This is a genomic window from Algoriphagus sp. AGSA1 (assembly GCF_021390545.1).
Taxonomy (GTDB): Bacteria; Bacteroidota; Bacteroidia; order Cytophagales; family Cyclobacteriaceae; genus Algoriphagus.
Genome location: NZ_JAJUWR010000007.1, coordinates 192,162 through 211,486 on the forward strand (window position 1 = coordinate 192,162; position 19,325 = coordinate 211,486).

General features: G+C 43.1%; 16 protein-coding genes. 5 read left to right on the plus strand and 11 right to left on the minus strand.

Features of this window, described 5'->3' with window-relative positions; all coding sequences use genetic code 11:
• Positions 1-20: 20 nt before the first annotated feature.
• Entirely contained in the window at positions 21-821 is an 801-nt protein-coding gene (locus tag LZF95_RS07405) for an N-acetylmuramoyl-L-alanine amidase (protein ID WP_233754339.1), read from the minus strand.
• A gap of 181 nt (positions 822-1,002) precedes the next feature.
• Here LZF95_RS07405 and LZF95_RS07410 point away from each other — a divergent pair, with 181 nt between their 5' ends.
• A complete protein-coding gene (locus tag LZF95_RS07410; protein ID WP_233754340.1) occupies positions 1,003-3,618 on the plus strand; it encodes a putative LPS assembly protein LptD in 2,616 nt (871 codons plus the stop codon).
• 69 nt (positions 3,619-3,687) lie between these two features.
• On the opposite strand, the gene LZF95_RS07415 is transcribed toward LZF95_RS07410, so the two are convergent.
• Positions 3,688-4,902: an arginine deiminase family protein gene (locus LZF95_RS07415; protein ID WP_233754341.1), complete on the minus strand. Its 1,215-nt coding sequence runs from the start codon at positions 4,900-4,902 to the stop codon at positions 3,688-3,690.
• Between the two features lie 364 nt (positions 4,903-5,266).
• On the opposite strand from LZF95_RS07415, the gene LZF95_RS07420 reads away from it, so the two are divergent.
• From LZF95_RS07420 to LZF95_RS07435, 4 genes are all read left to right on the plus strand, one after another.
• Positions 5,267-6,007 (plus strand): DUF4197 domain-containing protein, encoded by a 741-nt coding sequence (locus LZF95_RS07420; protein ID WP_233754342.1) that lies wholly within the window; start codon positions 5,267-5,269, stop codon positions 6,005-6,007.
• A 203-nt stretch (positions 6,008-6,210) separates the two neighbouring features.
• Positions 6,211-6,648, plus strand: a complete 438-nt coding sequence (locus LZF95_RS07425; protein ID WP_233754343.1) for a response regulator — start codon at positions 6,211-6,213, stop codon at positions 6,646-6,648.
• Between the two features lie 12 nt (positions 6,649-6,660).
• Positions 6,661-7,263 (plus strand): biliverdin-producing heme oxygenase, encoded by a 603-nt coding sequence (locus LZF95_RS07430; RefSeq protein WP_233754344.1) that lies wholly within the window; start codon positions 6,661-6,663, stop codon positions 7,261-7,263.
• A 5-nt stretch (positions 7,264-7,268) separates the two neighbouring features.
• A complete protein-coding gene (locus LZF95_RS07435) occupies positions 7,269-9,530 on the plus strand; it encodes an ATP-binding protein (RefSeq protein ID WP_233754345.1) in 2,262 nt (753 codons plus the stop codon).
• A gap of 129 nt (positions 9,531-9,659) precedes the next feature.
• Here the strand turns inward: LZF95_RS07435 and pgk are convergent, their stop codons facing one another.
• The 9 genes from pgk to LZF95_RS07480 all read right to left on the minus strand — a co-directional run bounded on the left by pgk (position 9,660) and on the right by LZF95_RS07480 (position 18,972).
• Positions 9,660-10,859, minus strand: a complete 1,200-nt coding sequence (gene pgk, locus LZF95_RS07440) for a phosphoglycerate kinase (RefSeq protein WP_233754346.1) — start codon at positions 10,857-10,859, stop codon at positions 9,660-9,662.
• Between the two features lie 121 nt (positions 10,860-10,980).
• Positions 10,981-11,946: an L-threonylcarbamoyladenylate synthase gene (locus LZF95_RS07445; RefSeq protein WP_233754347.1), complete on the minus strand. Its 966-nt coding sequence runs from the start codon at positions 11,944-11,946 to the stop codon at positions 10,981-10,983.
• Between the two features lies 1 nt (position 11,947).
• Positions 11,948-12,661: a tetratricopeptide repeat protein gene (locus LZF95_RS07450; RefSeq protein ID WP_368670767.1), complete on the minus strand. Its 714-nt coding sequence runs from the start codon at positions 12,659-12,661 to the stop codon at positions 11,948-11,950.
• Positions 12,662-12,702: 41 nt separating this feature from the next.
• Positions 12,703-13,140, minus strand: coding sequence for a thioesterase family protein (locus LZF95_RS07455; protein ID WP_233754348.1), 438 nt, complete (start codon positions 13,138-13,140; stop codon positions 12,703-12,705).
• On the minus strand, positions 13,140-13,691 hold the full coding sequence (locus LZF95_RS07460) for an NUDIX hydrolase (RefSeq protein WP_233754358.1): 552 nt from the start codon (positions 13,689-13,691) through the stop codon (positions 13,140-13,142). The genes LZF95_RS07455 and LZF95_RS07460 overlap by 1 nt, the downstream gene beginning before the upstream one ends.
• Positions 13,678-14,226 carry a hypothetical protein gene (locus tag LZF95_RS07465; protein WP_233754349.1) on the minus strand — a complete coding sequence of 183 codons (549 nt, stop codon included), beginning with the start codon at positions 14,224-14,226 and terminating at the stop codon, positions 13,678-13,680. The genes LZF95_RS07460 and LZF95_RS07465 overlap by 14 nt, the downstream gene beginning before the upstream one ends.
• Positions 14,227-14,278: 52 nt before the next feature.
• On the minus strand, positions 14,279-16,201 hold the full coding sequence (locus LZF95_RS07470; RefSeq protein WP_233754350.1) for an ATP-dependent DNA helicase RecQ: 1,923 nt from the start codon (positions 16,199-16,201) through the stop codon (positions 14,279-14,281).
• Entirely contained in the window at positions 16,202-16,975 is a 774-nt protein-coding gene (locus LZF95_RS07475; RefSeq protein ID WP_233754351.1) for an enoyl-CoA hydratase/isomerase family protein, read from the minus strand.
• A gap of 62 nt (positions 16,976-17,037) precedes the next feature.
• Positions 17,038-18,972 carry a ComEC/Rec2 family competence protein gene (locus LZF95_RS07480; RefSeq protein ID WP_233754352.1) on the minus strand — a complete coding sequence of 645 codons (1,935 nt, stop codon included), beginning with the start codon at positions 18,970-18,972 and terminating at the stop codon, positions 17,038-17,040.
• Positions 18,973-19,325: the final 353 nt, after the last annotated feature.

The window sequence follows — 19,325 nt, forward strand, 5'->3', positions numbered from 1 at the left end:
AATTATAAAAAAAACAGAAATTAATTCGCTTCAATAGATTCTTTATAATCCCGGATTGATCTAAAGATGGCGGAAGCCATGTACTCCTTGCCTTCCTGACTCATCAAGAATCTCTCCTCCGTGGTATTGGACAAAAAACCCAGCTCCACCAAAACAGAAGGCATGGATGGGGTCCATAGCACGTAGAAAGGCCCCTGCTTTACTCCCCGGCTTTTACGGCCTACCCTATCTTTAAATTGTTTTTCTATGTTATCCGCCAGAGACACCGAATTTTCGAAGTGAACCTTTGACATCAAGTTGAACATCATGTAGGACTCCGGAGAAGAAGGGTCAAATCCTTCGTAGTTTTCCGCATAATTATCCTCCAATAGAATCACCGAGTTTTCCCGCTTTACGATATCAAAATTGGATTCGAAATGCTTGGTCCCCATCACAAATGTCTCGGTACCATAAGCCGATTTATTAGCTGCAGAATTAGAATGGATGGAAACAAATAGATCTGCTTTGTTTCTATTTGCGATCATCGGACGCTCTTTCAAGGTAGGAAAGCTATCGTCCTTACGGGTATAGACTACTTCGACGTCAGGCAGATTTTCTTTGATATATTTCCCCACCAATAAAGTAACCGCAAGATTAATGTCTTTTTCTTTTGCTCTAGCACCAATATTCCCCGGGTCTCTGCCCCCGTGTCCAGCGTCAAGAACTATCTTTTTCATCCGAAACTTCGGCATCATTGTCTCGTTGGTGATAAAACCTCCAAATAGAAATGGGATACATAAAATCAGACTAAGAAGAATTTTTTTGTTTTTGGACCGTTCCATGAGGGCAATAAAATTAACTTTACACGAAATTTCACTCAAATTAAATAAAGCGTAAGCAACAGTGCAGGCATTCAGGCTCTTTTTATTTTGCTTTTTGGGGCTAGTGGTTATTCCGCTGGCGGTAACTGCACAAAATCCAGTCCGCAATATCGAAGAAAAACCAATAACCCTGCCTGATACTTTGGCCCCACCACCTCGGAACCTGATTGATCTGGATACCATACCCAATCCTATCGATACGCTTGTGTCCTCGGATTCGACAAAAATTGTGCCCAGGAGTGATATCACCACCGATATTACTTATTATGGTGAAGATAGTATCGTTTCGGATTTCACAGAAAACAAAATCTATCTCCATAAACAAGCCTGGTTTGAGTATGGAGCCATGAGACTGGAGGCAGATCTTATCATCATAGACTGGAAAAACTCGGAATTGTATGCTTCAGGGGTTACGGATAGCCTGGGGAACATTACAGGAAATCCCTTTTTCAAGGACGGAAATTCCACCTATGAAATCCGGAAGGAAATGAGGTACAACTTTAAAACCCAGAAAGCCATAATAAAGGATGTGGTAACTGAGCAGCAGGACGGTATTTTAAGGGGGGAAACCATAAAGAAAACAGCTGATGGCAGCATCTATATGGATCACGGGTACTACACTACCTGCACACTCACTACTCCGCATTGGCATATCTCCTCCAATAAAATCAAATCTGTTGAGGGCGGCCAAGTGGTTTCTGGCCCTTTTAACATATATTTCAATGGGATACCTACGCCTGTGGGATTGCCGTTCGGAATCATTCCCAATACCCCCGAAGAAAAAGCTTCAGGACTGATCTTCCCGTCCTACGGTCAAGAACAGAGAAGGGGGCTTTACCTACGTGATCTCGGATACTATTTCGCTATCAACGATTACGTACACGCAAGGGTGACCGGGGACATTTTCTCCAATGGTGGCTGGGGCCTCAAAGCTCAGGCAGCTTACAAAAAACGTTACAGGTTTGGAGGATCATTCAATATTGACTTCCAAAAGTTTCAATCTCCAGAAACAGAACTAAACCCAGTAGATTACAACACTTTCCGAATCCAATGGTCACATAATCCTGTGTCCCGCGGTAACAGTAATTTCTCAGCTTCAGTGAATGCCGGATCCACGAGTTATTTCAATAACATCGTCAATCCCAACAACTTCACGAACAACGTGACTGCTGATCTATCTTCTAATATCAACTATACCAAGACTTTTACCGGAACACCTTTCTCCCTGAGTGCAAGTATGCGCCACTCCCAAAGTGTGCAGACCGGAGAGGTCCAATTAAACCTTCCGACTATGAGTGTGGCCATGAATAGGCAGAGCCCATTCAAAAACATGAAGTTTGAGCCCTTGAAGACGTTGAATATTTCATACAATTTTGAACTTCAAAACAGCATCACCAATAAGGTCACTCAGGAATTCGGCGTAGATCCAAACTTGGTGGACAATACTGAAACACCGGATTTGGTTCCGTTCACTCCATCTAACTTCAAGTACTTACTGGAAAATGCGAATAACGGCGCAAGAAACAGGGTTCCTATTAGTTCTAATTTCACCTTGTTCAAGTATTTTACCGGAACTGCTTCAGCCAATCTGACAGAACTATGGTATCTGAAGAGAATCAATTACTTCTACAATCCTGAGGAAGAAAGAGTGGATAAGATCATGGAAGATGGCTTCAATAGGGTAACATTCTATTCTACTGCCTTCGCATTAAACACCAATATTTATGGATTTTTCAACTTCAAAAAAGGGACAATCCAGGCAATACGCCATCACATCCAGCCATCCTTGAGTTTCAGTTTCACGCCGGATTTCTCAGATCCTTCCTATGGCTACTATCAGGAAGTACAGACCAATGAAGAAGGAGACATGCGGCTGTTTTCTCGGCATACAGGCTTCTCCTATAGTGGAGCACCATTAGGAGAAAGCAGGTCTATGAATTTCAGCATCCGAAGTGTTTTGGAGGCCAAAGTCCTAAATAAAGCAGATTCCACAGGGGATAATCCCACTAAGAAAATCCCATTACTGGAAAACATTGACTTGAGCTCCAGTTATAATTTTGCTGCGGATTCTTTCAACTTATCCCCCATCCGTATCAGTGCCAGGACAAGCTTTTTCAACCGAAAACTGTCCGTGAATATGAGTTCCACACTCGACCCTTATGCCACGGGCACATTTACTGACTCCAGGGGCGAGCCTACGATCAGATCCATCAATCAATTTGCCTGGAAGAATGGACAAGGAATCGGCACCATAAGAAATGCTTCCCTTAACATGAATGCTTCTATCAACCCGAACAGTGCCCAAAATCCTGGTGAGGTGAGAGATGAAATCACACAACAATTTATGGAACAGGGCGGCGTGATGAATGAATTTGTGGAAAGTGAAATCAACAGGATTGCAACAGACCCTAGCCAATACATAGATTGGAACATCCCATGGAACGTTTCCTTTGGCTATGTGCTCTCCTATAGCAAACCAGCCTCAGGAAGGAAGAATATTACACAGACCATAAACATGAACGGGGACTTTTCCCTTTCGGAGAAGTGGAAGCTAAACTTCTCCACGGGGTTTGATGCCCAGACGCAAAAACTCACGCAAACCATGATCGGTATTGCCAGAGACCTCCACTGCTGGCAGATGAACGTAAACTGGGTGCCTTTTGGAGCTTTCACCTCCTACAATATTGACATACGTGTGAAATCCTCCATCCTCCAGGATCTAAAAGTATCCAGAAGAAGATCGTTTTTTGACAACTAGGTCTATTCAGAAAGGTGAGTTTTGAAGTCTTAGACTTTTAGACTTCAAAACATTTATTCCACACTTCCTTTAAACTCTCGCCCTGCTGATCGGCATAGTCATGCATCTTGGCCCGCCCAGTCCACGTGAAAGCTCCGAGGAAGGTATCTCCAATACCTCCACCCCCATATTTCTCAGCGCCCGGTTAGTATGGATGTTCCTGTTATAAGATATCACTCTGCGAGGCCCTATAGCAAAGACATTAGCCCCATCAAACCACTGCTCCCGCATCGCATAATCAGGATTGCCATCGGCAGTATGCAAAATCTCCAAATGGGGGATTTCTCTTTCAAGCACAGTAAGTAGAGATTCCTTAAGTACCTCACGCTTGATGTGGATCTTGTCTCCGTTGTTTTCCTTTAGTGTATATAGAGAGGTCTGCAATACGGAATTCATGGCATCCGGATAAGTGAGTACGAGGTTTTCGTCAAGAACAGTAAACACAGTATCCAGGTGCATATACTGCCGTTTCTGCGGAAGATGGACTTCATATACCCGCTCCACAGTCCCTTCTGCCAGCAGCGCCTTTGCGGCATGATATATGGCTTTTTCGTGTGTACGCTCGGAATTACCTATGGCTATGGCCTTCTGTGACAAGATAATCACATCGCCACCTTCTATACTTGGAGGAGTATCATGCCCTTCCACCGGGTAGAGTTTATTGATCCGCCCCTTGAAATCAGGATAATTTTCAAAAATAGTCCGAAGCAGATCCGCCTCACGCTGTCTGCCCTCCATACGCATACTGGAGAAAATAATCCCTCCCGGAGTCAGCGCCATAGGATCTCGCTGAAAGTAAAGGTTTGGGCATGGGGAAATCACAAAAGCAAACTCCATCAATTCCCCTGCATTCAGTTTAGGCAATTTTCTCCTAAGTTCATGGACTTTCAATCCCGCAGTCAAAATCCCTGCACACTCCGCGGTAGAGTAACGTTCCAAAATATCTTCTGCCAGATGAACCATCCCTGACCTTGCCAAGGATTCACGCATCAGCCCCAACAAGATCTGCTGATCATATAGAACCCTAATCAACATCTCACGGAGCTGATATACCTGGGCACCTGTGGATTCTTTGATAAGATTGGAAAAAGCATCATGCTCCCGTTGCAAGGCCTCCAGATATGGGACATCATCAAACAAGAGATATTCTTTGTTGTAAGGGGTTAGCCTATCTATTTCCTTACCAGGCCTGTGCATCAGCACAGCTTTGAGGGTACCGAATTCCGAATTGAGTCTAAGGTTCATTTACATTAACACATTGTTAGCTATTTTAATAAAAAATTAGCGTATTTCAAAAAAACATGCAATTCATTGATAAAAAGAAAACCAAAAACATAGGTATTCCTCTTTGGATTTTCAAAATTCCCAAAAAATCATCTTTGTTTCCCGATACAGATGGGGAGTCTATGTCCGCAGACAGTCTCTGTGGGTATGTCTTATGGATTCTTCATAGGAATATTAGGAATACCACAGTGCTTTACTCACAACACACACATAGCACGAATAAGACAATCTAATAAACTCTTCCCCATTTTTAGCATCTTCCATAAACTAAACTTAATTGAGGAACTATTGTTGCTTAAGGATAGTCTCAACGATGCCTATAATTATGAGTTCAGAAAACACCACATTCAAAAACCCTCCTATAGTACTGATCCTTGCTTTTATGCTTTTCTTGGGAAGTTGTGACACCCTTAATCATTTGAGCAAATCTTTGGACATGGGCATACCCACTGAGTCAGAGATCAATTCAGGTCTCAAGCAAGCACTGGAATACGGCACTAGCTATGCTTCCGGGGAACTTGCCAAGGAAAATGGGTATTTCGGAAACGTTGCAGTGAAAATCCTTTTCCCTGAAGAAGCAAAAAAAGTGGAAAACACACTACGCTCATTAGGATTGGGGAATCTCTGTGATCAGGTAATCCTAAGCATAAACCGGGCTGCCGAAGACGCTGCCAAAGAAGCGAAGCCTATATTTGTAGATGCGATCAAGCAGATGACCATCACAGATGTCAGAAATATATTGCTTGGAGAAAAGAATGCGGCCACCCTGTATTTTGAAAGCAAAACCACCAATACCCTAGAATCTAAATTCAAGCCTGTAATCCAGTCTAGCCTGGAAAAGGTAGGAGCGACCAAATACTGGAGCGACGTAATCGGCAGATACAACAAGGTGCCACTTACCACACCTATAGAGGCCGATCTATCAACGTACGTAACCAAAAAAGCAATCGATGGACTTTTCCACGAAATAGCCATTGAGGAATTGAAAATCAGGGAGTCTGCCTCTGCCAGAAGTACGCTTTTACTCCAAAAAGTATTTGGCTACGCAGAAAGACAAGGGACTTAAACCTTTTACGAACAATACTTTATCACGCATCCAAGCGTTTAAATCTTAATAAACTTACAGGCATAATATAAGCGCTACTTTACTTATTCCTCCCTTCCATTAACACAGTTTGCCATCAATCACAATCCCATATATAACCTTGTATTTTTCCAATATATTTGCACAATCAGCACCAGTTCTTTCCGTGCTGTCTAATTTGCCTAATGAACGATAAACTGACGATCTTTTATACTGATGACGACATCGATGACTTGGAGTTTTTCAAAACCGTAGTCAATATGATCACTGAGGACTATACTGTAGTGACCCATATGGATGGTAAACAACTGTTGCACGCACTTGAAAACCCTCCCCCTCATCCTTACTTACTCTTTCTAGACATCAATATGCCGGGCATGAGTGGCATAGAGATTCTTCAGAAAGTACGTAACTCTGAAAAACATGCCACATTGCCGATTGTTATGTTTTCTACTACCCAGGATGAGAGCGTTATCAGGAAAACACTAGAATTGGGAGCAAACTATTACCTTCCTAAAGCTGAAAGCTTCAAACAGCTCCGTAGATCCATCCAGCACACACTACAGATCAACTGGAGTGATTTTATAGCTGATCACAACACTTATCTCTACAACTTCAACTAACGTCATGTTTGCATGAGAAGTGCAGAAGCCCTCTCTATTTTCTCACTTAGGCTCAAAGAAGCTACTTCCACGCTTCACCAGGAACTGGAAAACCTCCCTGTCTCCAAGTCCATTTTAGAGAACACGATCAGCTCGCATGAATACTTACGATATCTCGATCGTATGCATGATGTAGTGTGCGAAATTGAAAACAAACTTTTTCCAATTCTCCAGGAACGGGGGATACTTCTGCAAGATCGCAAAAAAACGAAATGGATAGAGAAAGATTTCATAGAGCTGGAATATAAGAAAAACCGGGCCAATGAGGTATTTATAGAATTGAATGAAGACATCTCTACTGGCTATGCCTTGGGGATACTCTACGTTATCGAAGGATCTACATTGGGAGGCAGAATCATATCCAAACATGTTCAGCGAACACTTGGTTATACCCCCGACAATGGCGCTGCCTATTTTGCTGGGTACGGGGAGGACACCGGGCTTTTTTGGAAGAAGTTTATGACAATTTTAGGGGATTTCGAAAAAAAGAACCTTGCAGGTGACGAGATTATCGAAGGAGCTAAATATGCCTTTAAAGCCATTGGCAATCATTTTAGGCTAAAGACTGAAGCTTAGTTCGTATGAAAGTAAAGGACATTGTCAACAAGGAAATTGTTACGCTAACTAACTGTGAGCAAGAACCTATACATATTCCGGGAAGCATACAACCACATGGTTTTCTGATAGGGATCATATCAGATTCTTTCCTCATAGATTACTGCAGTGCCAATACTGAGCAATTCCTAGGAGTATCTTATACCCAGCTTCTAGGCAGGGACTTTGGAGAGGTTTTCGGTGACCTCTCAAAGGACTCACTCATGGATTATATTGCTCAGGACAGAATGCTTTCATCATTGCTTCTGAAAATCCAGTTAATGGGCCGTGACTTCCTTTGCACAGTACATAAAAGTGGTTCCATATACATATTGGAAGGGGAGCCGGTTAGTATATTTTCTCAGAAAGCAAATGAAGTATATGACCATACTTCCCAGTTCCTATCTTACATGCATACAACCCAAAGTCTGCAGGATCTCTGTAGTCTGGTGGCCCGCGGCACCCGTGAGATTACAGGCTATGACCGGGTAATGATTTACAGGTTTGACGCTAATTACAACGGGGAAGTGTATGCTGAAAGCTGCCGGGAAGATCTAGAGCCATTTTTGGGACTACACTATCCACATACAGATATCCCACCTCAGGCAAGAGATCTATATTTGAAAAATCTACTGAGAATTATTACCGATATAGACTATACACCGGTACCTATTTTCACTATTGATGACAAGGAAGATAAAAATCTGGACTTGAGCCTATCCATCCTCCGTAGCACCTCTCCTATACATGTACAGTACTTGCACAATATGGGAGTAGGAGCTACACTGACGATATCTCTTATCTACAAACAAAAGCTTTGGGGATTAATTGCCTGCCATCACTACTCTCCTAAAAACATCACTCCTGAAATACGGTTGGCGGCCCAATTACAGGGGCATTTTATTACTTCGCAAATAGATGTAAGACAGGCAAATGAAGAATATGAAATCAGCAGAAAAGTAAATGCAGCCTTTGATAGAATTGACACATTTGAACTCTCCGGAGATCCCAAATCATTTCAGAACCTCATCGCTCAGTCTGACCTTTTAAAACTTTGCAATGCCACAGGGGTTTCCATTTATTTCAATGGAGAGGTGTATTCTCACGGAACCACTCCATCAACGGATGAAGTACACTTCTTAGCCAGCTACTTTAATGAGACCAACACAAATTCAAGTTTCCACACTAATAAGCTTGTAGATCTCTTACCGGATCATCGCAAGCTATGTGAAAATACTGCCGGAACTATCTATCACTCCCTTGACATCGAGAGCAAAAACTGCGTCATGTGGTATAGACCGGAAACGAAAACTGAAGTAAACTGGGCAGGAGACCCTTCCAAATCCATCATTCTGAACAAGAAAGGGCTATCCCCACGAAATTCCTTTAAACTTTGGAAAGAGATCGTTGACTGCACGAGCAAACCTTGGCTTCAGCCTGAATTAGATGCAGCGGCGGCCTACGCCAATGGGTTGCAAAGACAGATCAATTTGATCAAAATAACACAGGAGGAACAGAAATACCGGAAACTCAGCGAAATGCTGAAGGAAGCAAATGCAGAACTGGAAAACATGAACTGGATCAGTTCGCACGACCTACAGGAGCCATTACGGAAAATGCAGCTGATATCTTCGCACCTGCTTTCTGAAGAAGAACTACCCTCAAACATCCAGCACTCCCTCAAACGATTAAATCTGTCAGCTGAAAAGATGCGGACTTTGCTACAGGATATTCTAAAATATACCCGTCTGAAATATTCTGAAGAGTCATTCGAAAATGTAAGGCTTACAGAACTGGTTAAACAAGTAGCTGAGGAAATTTCTGGTGACGATCATCCATCCACAGAAATTACCATTTCCGATTTGCCTGAAATAGTTGGTATGCCGTTTTTTCTAAAGCAATTATTCTCCAACCTGATAGCTAACGCTATAAAATATGGCAAACAAGACGGCCAAAAGGAAATAAGCGTTACTTACCACCCTGAAGCGGTCGCTTACCCAACAGCAGACGATCAGCTATACCATCTTATCCTTGTGAGAGACAACGGAATAGGATTTGAACAAAAATATGCAGAATCTATCTTCAATATCTTTACAAGACTACACGCGCACTCTGAGTATAGTGGCTCTGGAGTCGGTTTGGCCCTCTGTAAAAAAATAATGAAAAACCATAAAGGCCATATATCTGCATCAAGCAGCCCTGGTAAAGGTACGGAAATCCGTGTTTATTTCCCTGTCAGCACTAAATAGCCTCGCTTGTACACGATTTACAGTATCGCAGAACCTATTTATCACCACACCTGAATTCTTTTAATCACAAAACAAAAAGGCTAGCAGAAACCTGTTCTACTAGCCTTTTTTATAAACTTTCACTTCTTTTTATGGCTCTAGCGCGGCTACACCAGGCAGCACTTTACCTTCCATATGCTCTAGCAAAGCTCCTCCACCGGTGGACACGAAGGAGACGTCATCCCCGTAACCGAATTTATTCACTGCCGCTGCGGAATCTCCTCCACCGATGAGTGAATAAGCTCCAGCCTTAGTGGCGGCCACCACTGCTTCAGCGATCGCTTTAGTACCTTTGTCGAATGATTCCATTTCAAAAACCCCCATTGGACCATTCCAAAGAATGGTTTTGGAATTTGCGATCACATCAGAGAACAGTTCGCGTGTTTTAGGGCCAATATCCAAGCCCATCCAACCGTCAGGAATCTCTCCCTTATTCGCCATGCCTTGCTCAGCATCATTAGCAAATGCTTTAGAGATCACTGTATCCACGGGAAGAATAAGGTTCACCCCTTTCGCTTTCGCAGTTTCCATGAGCTCAAGCACAAAGTCCATTTTATCTTCTTCCAGCAATGAATCCCCTATAGTTCCCCCTTGCGCCTTTGCAAAAGTATAAGACATACCTCCGCCTATGATCAGGTTATCCACCTTGTTGAGCAATTGCTCAATGATCATAATCTTGTCGGCGATCTTTGCCCCACCCATAATAGCTGTATAAGGTCTCTCAGGGTTGCCTAAGACCTTATCTGCATTTTTCAACTCAGAAAGCATCAAGTATCCGCAGACCTTATCATTGAAAAATTCAGCGATTACTGCTGTAGAAGCATGTGCTCTATGCGCTGTGCCGAAAGCATCGTTCACATAGACATCGCCTAGCCTGGAAAGCTTCTCTGCAAATTCCTTATCTCCTTTTTCTTCTTCTTTATGGAATCTTAGGTTTTCAAGGAGCAACACTTCTCCTGGCTTTAATCCTTCAGCAAGCATCTCCGGTTCTTTTCCTACGCAGTCCTTGGCAAATTTCACTGGTCTTCCCAGCGCTTTTTCAAGATCGACCACAATATTTTTCAACGAAAACCTGTCTTCAGGACCAGACTTAGGTCTGCCCAAGTGGGACATCAAAATCACAGCCCCCCCATCTTTCAATATTTTATTGATCGTGGGAAGTGCCGCCTGGATTCTCGTATCGTCAGTTACGTTAAACTTGTCGTCCAAAGGGACATTGAAATCCACCCTCACGAGTGCTTTCTTCCCTTCAAAACTAAGATTATCTACATTTTTGATTCTAGAGTTCATAATAAGGTTAATAGCTTTGATTGATTAAACAGATAAAAATCAAGTGTGAATTTATTAAAGATATTGGCAAAAATCGACTTTACCCCGTGATCAATTTGCGAAGAAGTGAAGGACAAAGAAATTAACCCTTAGTGGCGGCTCGCTTTAAGCGATCATTGATTGCTTTTCCAAGACCTTCATCTGGCATCAATTCCGCCAAAATCAATTGGGCATTTGAGGAATCCAGCATTCTCATAGCAGAGAAAAGATGTGTCGCCGCTTCCTTCAAATCAGCTTTGGGACTTAAAGCAATTTGATACTCATCAGGGATAGATGAAAACCTCTTCTTCAAAGACAAAACCGCACATATCATATCTTTTCCATGCCACTCTTTTATCAAATCATCCAAATTACCGATAATGAATGGCTTGGTCGGGGCATAGTGACTTTCCAATAGCCCGGGGGCCTGTGGATTGGAAGAGCTATGGCTTTTCACAGAGACTTCCCCTACTACTTTTTCAATTTCTGAAACCTCTAATCCCCCAAGCCTATACACAATAACCTCATTTCCTTCCATTCCAACTATAGTACTTTCAAGGCCTACTTTGCACAGCCCACCATCCAGTATGTATGGGATCTTGCCTCCCAGCTGGGCATCCACATGTTGCGGTGATGTAGGGCTGATGTATCCAAAAGGATTAGCACTCGGTGCAGCCAGAGGAAACCCTAACTGCCCCAGTAAATTTAAGGTCAAGGGATGATTAGGAACACGGACTGCCACACGGTCTAGTCCGGAGGTGACAATGTCAGGGATGATTTTATTTCTCGGCAACAAAAGTGTAAGCGGCCCAGGCCAAAATTCCTCTGCCAATTTTCTAAGTGCCGCAGGAATCTCACTTACATAATCTTCAGCCACCTCTAGGGATGGGACATGGATTATCAGCGGATCGAAACTCGGACGGTTTTTCGTCTCAAAAATTGAGGCTACTGCTCTTGGATTCAGTGCATTTCCCGCCAGTCCATAGACCGTTTCTGTGGGAATAGCCACCAGCTCTCCTGCTTCCAGGATAGTTTTTGCCTGCACTATGTCCTGCCCGATTGTTGCCATTCTAGTTACAGAATTCGTCAATCCAGCTTTTAGCTTCTGTATAGCCCAGTTGCAGTGCCATTTTCAGATCTGCACAGCCCTCCTCTTTTTCTGATTCTCCAAGTGCGGACATCCTTGTCACCCCTAATAAGTAATAGGCGGCACCATTCTTTCCATCCAGGTTAATTGCATCATTCAAGGCTTTCATGGCATTTCCGGGGTCGTTGTTACCGAGCAGTGCCTTTCCCCTATTGAAATGAACAAGCGCCTGATTAGGCTCTACCTGAAGAGCCATATCAAAATCCAATAAGGAATCCTCATATTCCTCCATTCCTAACAGAGCCAAGCCCCTGTTGTAGTAGATATCGGTTTGAGCTGGATCCAGTCTGCTGGCCATATTGTAATCAGACACAGCATCTTTGAAGTTCTCCAGTTTTAAATGTGCGTTCCCACGGTTAAACCAAGCTTTATAATTTGCAGAATCCGCTTCGATGGCAGCTGAAAATACAGGGACAGTCTCTTCAAATTTTTCCTGTTGAAACAGTGCTGCGCCTTTGGCATTTAATGCTGGGGCATTTTGGGGATTGATCTCCAGAGCTCGGTCAAAAAGGGTGATTGCTCCCTTCCAGTTCTGGGCATTCATTTGATTGATCCCCTCCTGAAACAATTCATCTTCACTAGGGCTACAGCCCATCAGTCCCGCCAGTAGCAGGGTAAGTATCCAAAGTTTTTTCACGGCTTAAATTTTGCGTAAAGATAAGCAATGGGATCCTTTGATCAGGACATTGGCTGAAGTTTCGTCCTATAGATTTCCGGAACAGGAATAGTTTTCATGGTATTCATGTCCACTGTCACCATGATGCATTTGCACCTGGCAAAAATGGCCTGCTCTCCGTTTTTGGCCTCCCCTACTAAAAATTGCTCAAGGTCAAAGGAAGTATTCCCTACTCTCGTGCAGCGAACCAATGCTTCTATCTGATTTTCCAGGTATATAGGACGTAAATAATCTATTTCTATTCTTCCTACCACACATCCTGTTTCCATCACATCCCAATTACAGACCTGATCAAGATAGACGGCCCTGGCGTGTTCAAAATAATTGAAGTAAACCCCATTATTCACATGCAGATATCCGTCTATATCAGAAAACCTCACCTGAATAGGAAGTGAGAATGGGATTTCCTGTGTTAACTCAGCCGGATCAAAAGTCAACATCAAAGAATGATTTCTGATTTACTGGTTTTCTCCAGCATCCTCAAAATGGAAGGGTTATAGCCGATCACATCCTGAACAGAATCAAACGCCACCCATGCCAGAGAGATACTTTCGTCACTTTTGATCAGTGGCTCTTCCAGATCAGCCTCCAAAAGATAACGCACATCAAAATGAAAATGCTCAGGAACATGCGACCGTTCGGGAATAATATGCTTATCCAAATCGAAAATAGCCTGATCCACAAATGCCAAACTTTTCAATCCGCTTTCTTCCTGTGCTTCTTGCATGGCAACTTCCAGTAAATCCTCATTACCATCCGCATGCCCCCCAAGCTGCAACCACCTCCCAAGCTTACGATGAAGGGTAAGCAAAGTATGTGTTCGCTTACGGTTGACTATCCAGGAAGAAGCCGTAAAATGCCCTTCTAATCGCTCTCGCCCATAGGCAAGTGGATCATCTGTTAACTCTAAAAAATCCTGTATAAAACCTGATTCTTCTTCGTAAGGGGTACGGTATCTTCCTAATTGCGCTCTTAAGTTAACTCTGTCCATCATTGGTTACTTCAAATAAATGATCAAGAAATTGATCAAAAGGTTCTGGATCATGGTATAGCCTATCCGAGTAAAACGTCGCTAATACCTTGAGGTAATTGGGCTGGTTATTTACGGTTATCTTTTCGATTGTGATCCTCCCAAACAGCTGGGGGATCAATTCCTTCTCCTTAAGATTTGTAAGAGGTGGTTTGAAATAAAACTTGTCGGTAATTTTTACCTGCTCATTGATTTCTTCCATCTTTCTGTCCAAACTCACCTTTCTATATCCCAAAGCTAGGACTCGCTGGGCCAATGCCAAGAAAAGAAGTGAAAATGTTTGCTCATCCAGAGGTTCATCGTACGAAACAGCAAATCCTCTGGCATATTTTGAGTTTAAAACATGAATCTGGGGACGCTCTTCAATTTGGACTGTCTTGAAATGATAAGATCTGGACAATTGAGCAATAATAGCCTGTCCTTCTCTTGAATTTATCCATTCAGCAGCCTCTGCCATTTGTTGGTCCTTATAAACGATATTCTCTTTATGGATCATCGGTTTTTTTTCCGATGTCCTGAACACCTTATTAAATAAATTGTCTAGAAAATCATTCATTGGTCACAAGTGCATAGCTGCCGGAAGCGAGAAGCGTAATATATCCCTGATCTCGCAAAATACGTAATATACGAAGGTATTTTTCAGCTAATGGAAGGCGGATCCGCTCAAACAGCTCCTGCTCTGTTAACTCTCCACTACTTCCTAATGTTTCAAGGATCTTGCTTCTGATCCTATTTTCAGCCTTGTCCGGATGCTTTGCCCTCCTATTGGCTATACATACATCACAGACCCCACACTCATCATCTGTATTCTCGCCAAAATACTCCTGGATAAACTGGGTACGGCAGAGCTTTTCTTGGCTTCCGTATGCGACCATGTCCTTTGCCTTTTCTAGGGTCAGCGCTCGGCGCAACTCTATTCTCTTAAAGTTGAGGGGCAATTTACCGGCATCGTATCGTGGAGTAAGAAAAGTAATCTGCGGCTTATCCTTGCGCTGATCATAGACCATTACTTCCAGCTGTTCTAGCTGTTTGAGTGCTTTTATTAATTCCTTTTCACTAATGTTAAGAGACCTGGATAGTTTTCCTTCCTGAATTTTGATGTATTCAGAGAACACGTTCCCCCCATATGTCCTCATGACGACTTTCACCACGGGATCAAGTTTAGCATAAGCGATCTGGATCTCGTACAAGCGTGTAGGATCTACCGTAAAATGAATTTTAGAAGGAGAATAATAGCTCTCACTCAATCCTATGAAGCCCTCTTCTTCCAGTAGCTTAAGCGCATAAAAGGTTTCCAATACTCCCAACTCATAGGTGTTGGCGAAATCACTCCACTCAAAATCAAAGCTGCTTAACATATTACTTCCTACAGCGATACGGAAATAATTTGCAAGACACTGATAGACCCGCCTTACAAATTCAAGAGGAGGATAGATGAGTTCAGCACGTTTCAACACCGTCTCGAAATCCTGTCGGTTAGCCAAAAGTACGCCATAGGACTTTACTCCATCCCTTCCTGCTCGTCCGGCCTCCTGATAGTAATTTTCGATGTTTTCAGGAGGTTCATTATGAATCACCATACGCACGTCCGGTTTATCTATCCCCATCCCGAAGGCATTTGTACTCACCATCACACGCACTTCGTTTTTCATCCAAGCCTCTTGCTTCTGAGTCCGTTCATGCATAGACAATCCTGCGTGGTAGGCAGCAGCCGAAACACCAAGCTGGGACAGTGCTTTAGCTATTTGATGTGTTCCCTGTCTATTTCTCACGTACCAGATTGCAGAGCCGTCTATTCTTCTGAGTACCTCTAGGCCCTTCTCGAGTTTATTCTCCACAAGCCGCACACTGAAGCTTAGATTTTTCCTGGCAAAACTTTGCTGAAATTCAGCGGTTTCTTTCATTTCTAGCCGCTCTTTGATATCTGCACATACTTGGGGAGTAGCTGAAGCTGTCAGTGCAAGCACAGGGATATTGGGATGAAATGGCCTTATCAAAGCAATCTCCAAATAGGGTGGACGGAAGTCATACCCCCATTGAGAGATACAATGCGCTTCATCCACTGCTATCAGATTAACTTTCATCTGTCGAAACCGCTCAATAAAAAGCTCCGCTTTGAGACGCTCTGGAGAAACGTACAGGAATTTATAGTCTCCGTAAATGCAGTTATCCAAGGTGCGGTCGATTTCCCTATAGCTCATACCTGAGTATATCGCCGCCGCCTTGACTCCTTTGGCTCTAAGAGAATCAACCTGATCTTTCATAAGTGCGATCAGCGGGCTCACCACCAGGCAAAGCCCATCCTGTGTCAACGCCGGAATCTGATAGCAGAGCGACTTACCTCCACCTGTAGGCAACAGCGCCAGTGTATCCTTTCCGGCCAGCACAGCTTCTATGATCTCTTTCTGGACAGGGCGAAAATCCGCATATCCAAATACTTGATGGAGGATTTCAGTAGCTCTAGTCAACATTTACCAATCTGGCGAAGTTTTATTTAAGAATGAAGCAATCCCTTTTTTGCAGTCATCATGAGCCCTTGCGCTTGCATTGACCTCAGCAGCCAACTGCAGTGCTTTCTTCCTATTTTCCTGGTTTAGCTCTCGCAAAAGTGTTTTCGTTTTCCCCATGGAAAAGCCTGAATTTTGATTTATTAATTTCGCGGCAAATTCACGGACGTATTTTTCCAAAAATTCTTCTGGCTCCACTCCGGTGATTAAGCCTAATTCAGCTGCTTTGGATGCTGAAATAAACTCACCCGAAAGTAATAATTCCTGTGTTTTGGCCGCTCCGATTTGCTCCTGCAAAAAGACGGAGACCAGCGCCGGCACAAAACCAATCCTTACCTCTGTGTATCCAAAAAGCGCATCCGGCACCGCAAAAGCAAAATCACAAACAGTTGCCAAGCCGCAACCTCCTGCCAAAGCGTGTCCCTGAATCTGCGCTATTACTACTTTGGGCATGGAATAAATCAGATTGAACAAAGACATAAGCCTACGGCTATCATCAAGGTTTTCCCCGTAAGAGAAATTCTGAAGCTGTTGTAGATATGTCAAATCCGCACCCGCACAAAAAGCTTTGCCATTTGCTCTAAGCACAATGATTTTCACCTCATCATTCTCATTCATCCCTTCGAATGACCTTTGAAGCCCTGCTATCAACTCAGGACTGAGCGCATTACGCTTTTCAGGCCTGTTCAAGGTGATATACCCTATCCTATCATTGATTTCAGTTAGTACAGCGCTCATTTGCTTTCTGGTTTGGGTTTAGGATCAAGTTAGCTTCTATAGCAGTGTTTGCAAAACCAATCTCAAAAAACAATTCTGTAGGCCAAAGAATCTAAGCGCAAAGAAGTGGAAACTGGCAGACTCTCCCAAGAGTTTTCATACCAGTAGTATATTGATTTCGGAGGCAAGTCACAAATTAGCCTATTCTCAAGTGACAGCAAACTAAAATCAGCTTCTACAAACTCAACCTTCGATGAATCACTTTGAAAAGCCTTCAGCGTAACTGGAATCTGTGGCCAGTGACTCTTCACTCGATTTGGGTCAACTGAATAGCTTATTTCACCAGTCTCAAGGCCGCTATTCCATGACCTTACGATTCCGCCCGAATAAAAATCAAACAACTGGGTCTTTTTCCCTTGATAGACTATCAGCTCCCTAGCAGGGGACCTAAACTCTTCATAAAGGTTAAATCCCACCAAAACAAAAGTCAGAAATAAGGCAAGCCAGACCAGTTTCTTCCGCTGGCCGAATTGCCATGCAGCCAGCACCAACAGTATGCCCCAAACGAAGAGCATCTCAATAAAGTCCATCGTAAGCCGCTCCAGTTTTCCTCCTGGAATGAATCGAATGCTATCTGCTATTCGAATCTGCAACCAAATCATAGCATGTAAAATATAACCCAACACGTCTCCAACAATAGGTACCCATCCAAAAACCATCAGGGGAACCCCAACCTTCATGATCAAAAACGCCAGCGGTATGATCAAGACGTTTCCCAATAAAAAGTAGGTAGGGAACACGTGGAAATAATATACCGACAATGGAAAAGTGGCCAACTGGGCCGCTATACTTACTGAAATCAATTGCCAGAAATATTCCAAAACCTTGTACTGCGGCAGCCATAAATCCAGAATCAAGGGCTGGATCAAGACTATCCCGAAAACCGCCAAATATGATAATTGAAACCCTACTTCAAAAACCACATCAGGATTGACCGTAATCATCAAGATGGCCGAGAAAGCAAGCACATTATAAATAGCCGGTGGACGCTCCCTCATCTGACCCAACGTTAGCAATGAAAACATAGTGGCAGCCCTGACTACAGAAGGTGAAAGCCCTGTGAGAAAAGCATACAACCAGATCACCACAATGACGGCGCTGAGATACAGCCTCGCCTTTTCCTTTTTCATTCTCATCGGCTTCAGAACGAAGACAAAAAGCGCATAGATGATCCCTACATGTAAGCCTGAGACTGCCAATACATGCATCACTCCCGCCTGGGCATAAGCATCCCTAATCGTGGGGTCAAGTTCTTTTTTTTGACCTAACAGTAAAGCCAAGGCAATTTGGGCGGAATTCGGATCGGGAATCCTCGACTTCAGCATTTCCCCAATCTTATGGCGTAAGTGTGTCAAAAAATATTCCGCCCTGGGGTTTCTTACAGAGTCAATTAGCTGAAAATCTTTTCCCAAAAACTGACGATAATAAATCCCCTGTCTGGACAAGTACTGCTTATAATCAAATTCATAAGGATTTTTGGGAGTTGCTATTTGTTCAGGTTTGCCTTTGGAATAAAGAATTTCACCAGGCTTTAAGGATCTGTCACTTTGGTGGTACACCAGGATTTTCCCTTGTGCGTCCTTCCATGTCCCTTTGATCTTTATGGATTTGACTTCCAATAAATTTTCAAAGGAATTAGGCTTTTGCTGATCAAACATCGTGACTTCTCCAAGATAGGCATCAGCATGGGCGAGGTCTGGATTGAACTCGGAAAGAACCTTTTTATTTTGGACAATAAGAGCACCTAAGATGACCAATGCCAAATATGCCAAAGGACTTGCCTGAAAGGTTGTTTTACTTTTCGTTTGAACTGACACGGCTATCACATATCCCAGCCAGACAACACCGAGAACCATAGCAAGTGTAATCAAGCCCGGGCACCAGGAATATTCCCCCAAAAGGATCCCTGTTAAAACAAATGCCACATAGCGCAAAAAAGGGAAGTCAGAAAATCTCATTTCCAAAAAAATTAAGAGATTTAAAATACGGTTTTAAAAACAAAACTGAACTATTCTCCCTGAAAAAATTGAATAATGCCTACACTTACAAGAGCCAGACCTCTTCGCCCATTTGGACAATAGGGGTACTCAAACCCAAAGAGTTTTGTAATTCATTCGTTTGGATACAACTTGATTCCCTGTATCCCCCTCGGATCGTTTTGATTGGGAAATTTTGGCAAAAAAAGAGGCTGTCTCATATTGATGTTTGATAATTGAAGACAGCCTTTTTTATTCAATAGAGGCCGATTTCCTGATTTCGGCCTCTATTTTTTTGAATACCGTTTAATTTTATAGGAATCGGGATTCTCCCA

Excerpts from the sequence above, each read along its gene's own strand:
- LZF95_RS07455 (WP_233754348.1), bottom strand. The coding sequence starts at position 13,140 with ATGTTGACTTTTGATCCGGCTGAGTTAACACAGGAAATCCCATTCTCA.
- LZF95_RS07405 (WP_233754339.1), bottom strand. The coding sequence starts at position 821 with ATGGAACGGTCCAAAAACAAAAAAATTCTTCTTAGTCTGATTTTATGT.
- LZF95_RS07460 (WP_233754358.1), bottom strand. The coding sequence starts at position 13,691 with ATGGACAGAGTTAACTTAAGAGCGCAATTAGGAAGATACCGTACCCCT.
- LZF95_RS07435 (WP_233754345.1), top strand. The coding sequence starts at position 7,269 with ATGAAAGTAAAGGACATTGTCAACAAGGAAATTGTTACGCTAACTAAC.
- LZF95_RS07445 (WP_233754347.1), bottom strand. The coding sequence starts at position 11,946 with ATGGCAACAATCGGGCAGGACATAGTGCAGGCAAAAACTATCCTGGAA.
- LZF95_RS07465 (WP_233754349.1), bottom strand. The coding sequence starts at position 14,226 with ATGATCCATAAAGAGAATATCGTTTATAAGGACCAACAAATGGCAGAG.
- LZF95_RS07480 (WP_233754352.1), bottom strand. The coding sequence starts at position 18,972 with ATGAGATTTTCTGACTTCCCTTTTTTGCGCTATGTGGCATTTGTTTTA.
- LZF95_RS07415 (WP_233754341.1), bottom strand. The coding sequence starts at position 4,902 with ATGAACCTTAGACTCAATTCGGAATTCGGTACCCTCAAAGCTGTGCTG.
- LZF95_RS07475 (WP_233754351.1), bottom strand. The coding sequence starts at position 16,975 with ATGAGCGCTGTACTAACTGAAATCAATGATAGGATAGGGTATATCACC.
- LZF95_RS07425 (WP_233754343.1), top strand. The coding sequence starts at position 6,211 with ATGAACGATAAACTGACGATCTTTTATACTGATGACGACATCGATGAC.
- LZF95_RS07420 (WP_233754342.1), top strand. The coding sequence starts at position 5,267 with ATGAGTTCAGAAAACACCACATTCAAAAACCCTCCTATAGTACTGATC.
- LZF95_RS07430 (WP_233754344.1), top strand. The coding sequence starts at position 6,661 with ATGAGAAGTGCAGAAGCCCTCTCTATTTTCTCACTTAGGCTCAAAGAA.
- pgk (WP_233754346.1), bottom strand. The coding sequence starts at position 10,859 with ATGAACTCTAGAATCAAAAATGTAGATAATCTTAGTTTTGAAGGGAAG.
- LZF95_RS07470 (WP_233754350.1), bottom strand. The coding sequence starts at position 16,201 with ATGTTGACTAGAGCTACTGAAATCCTCCATCAAGTATTTGGATATGCG.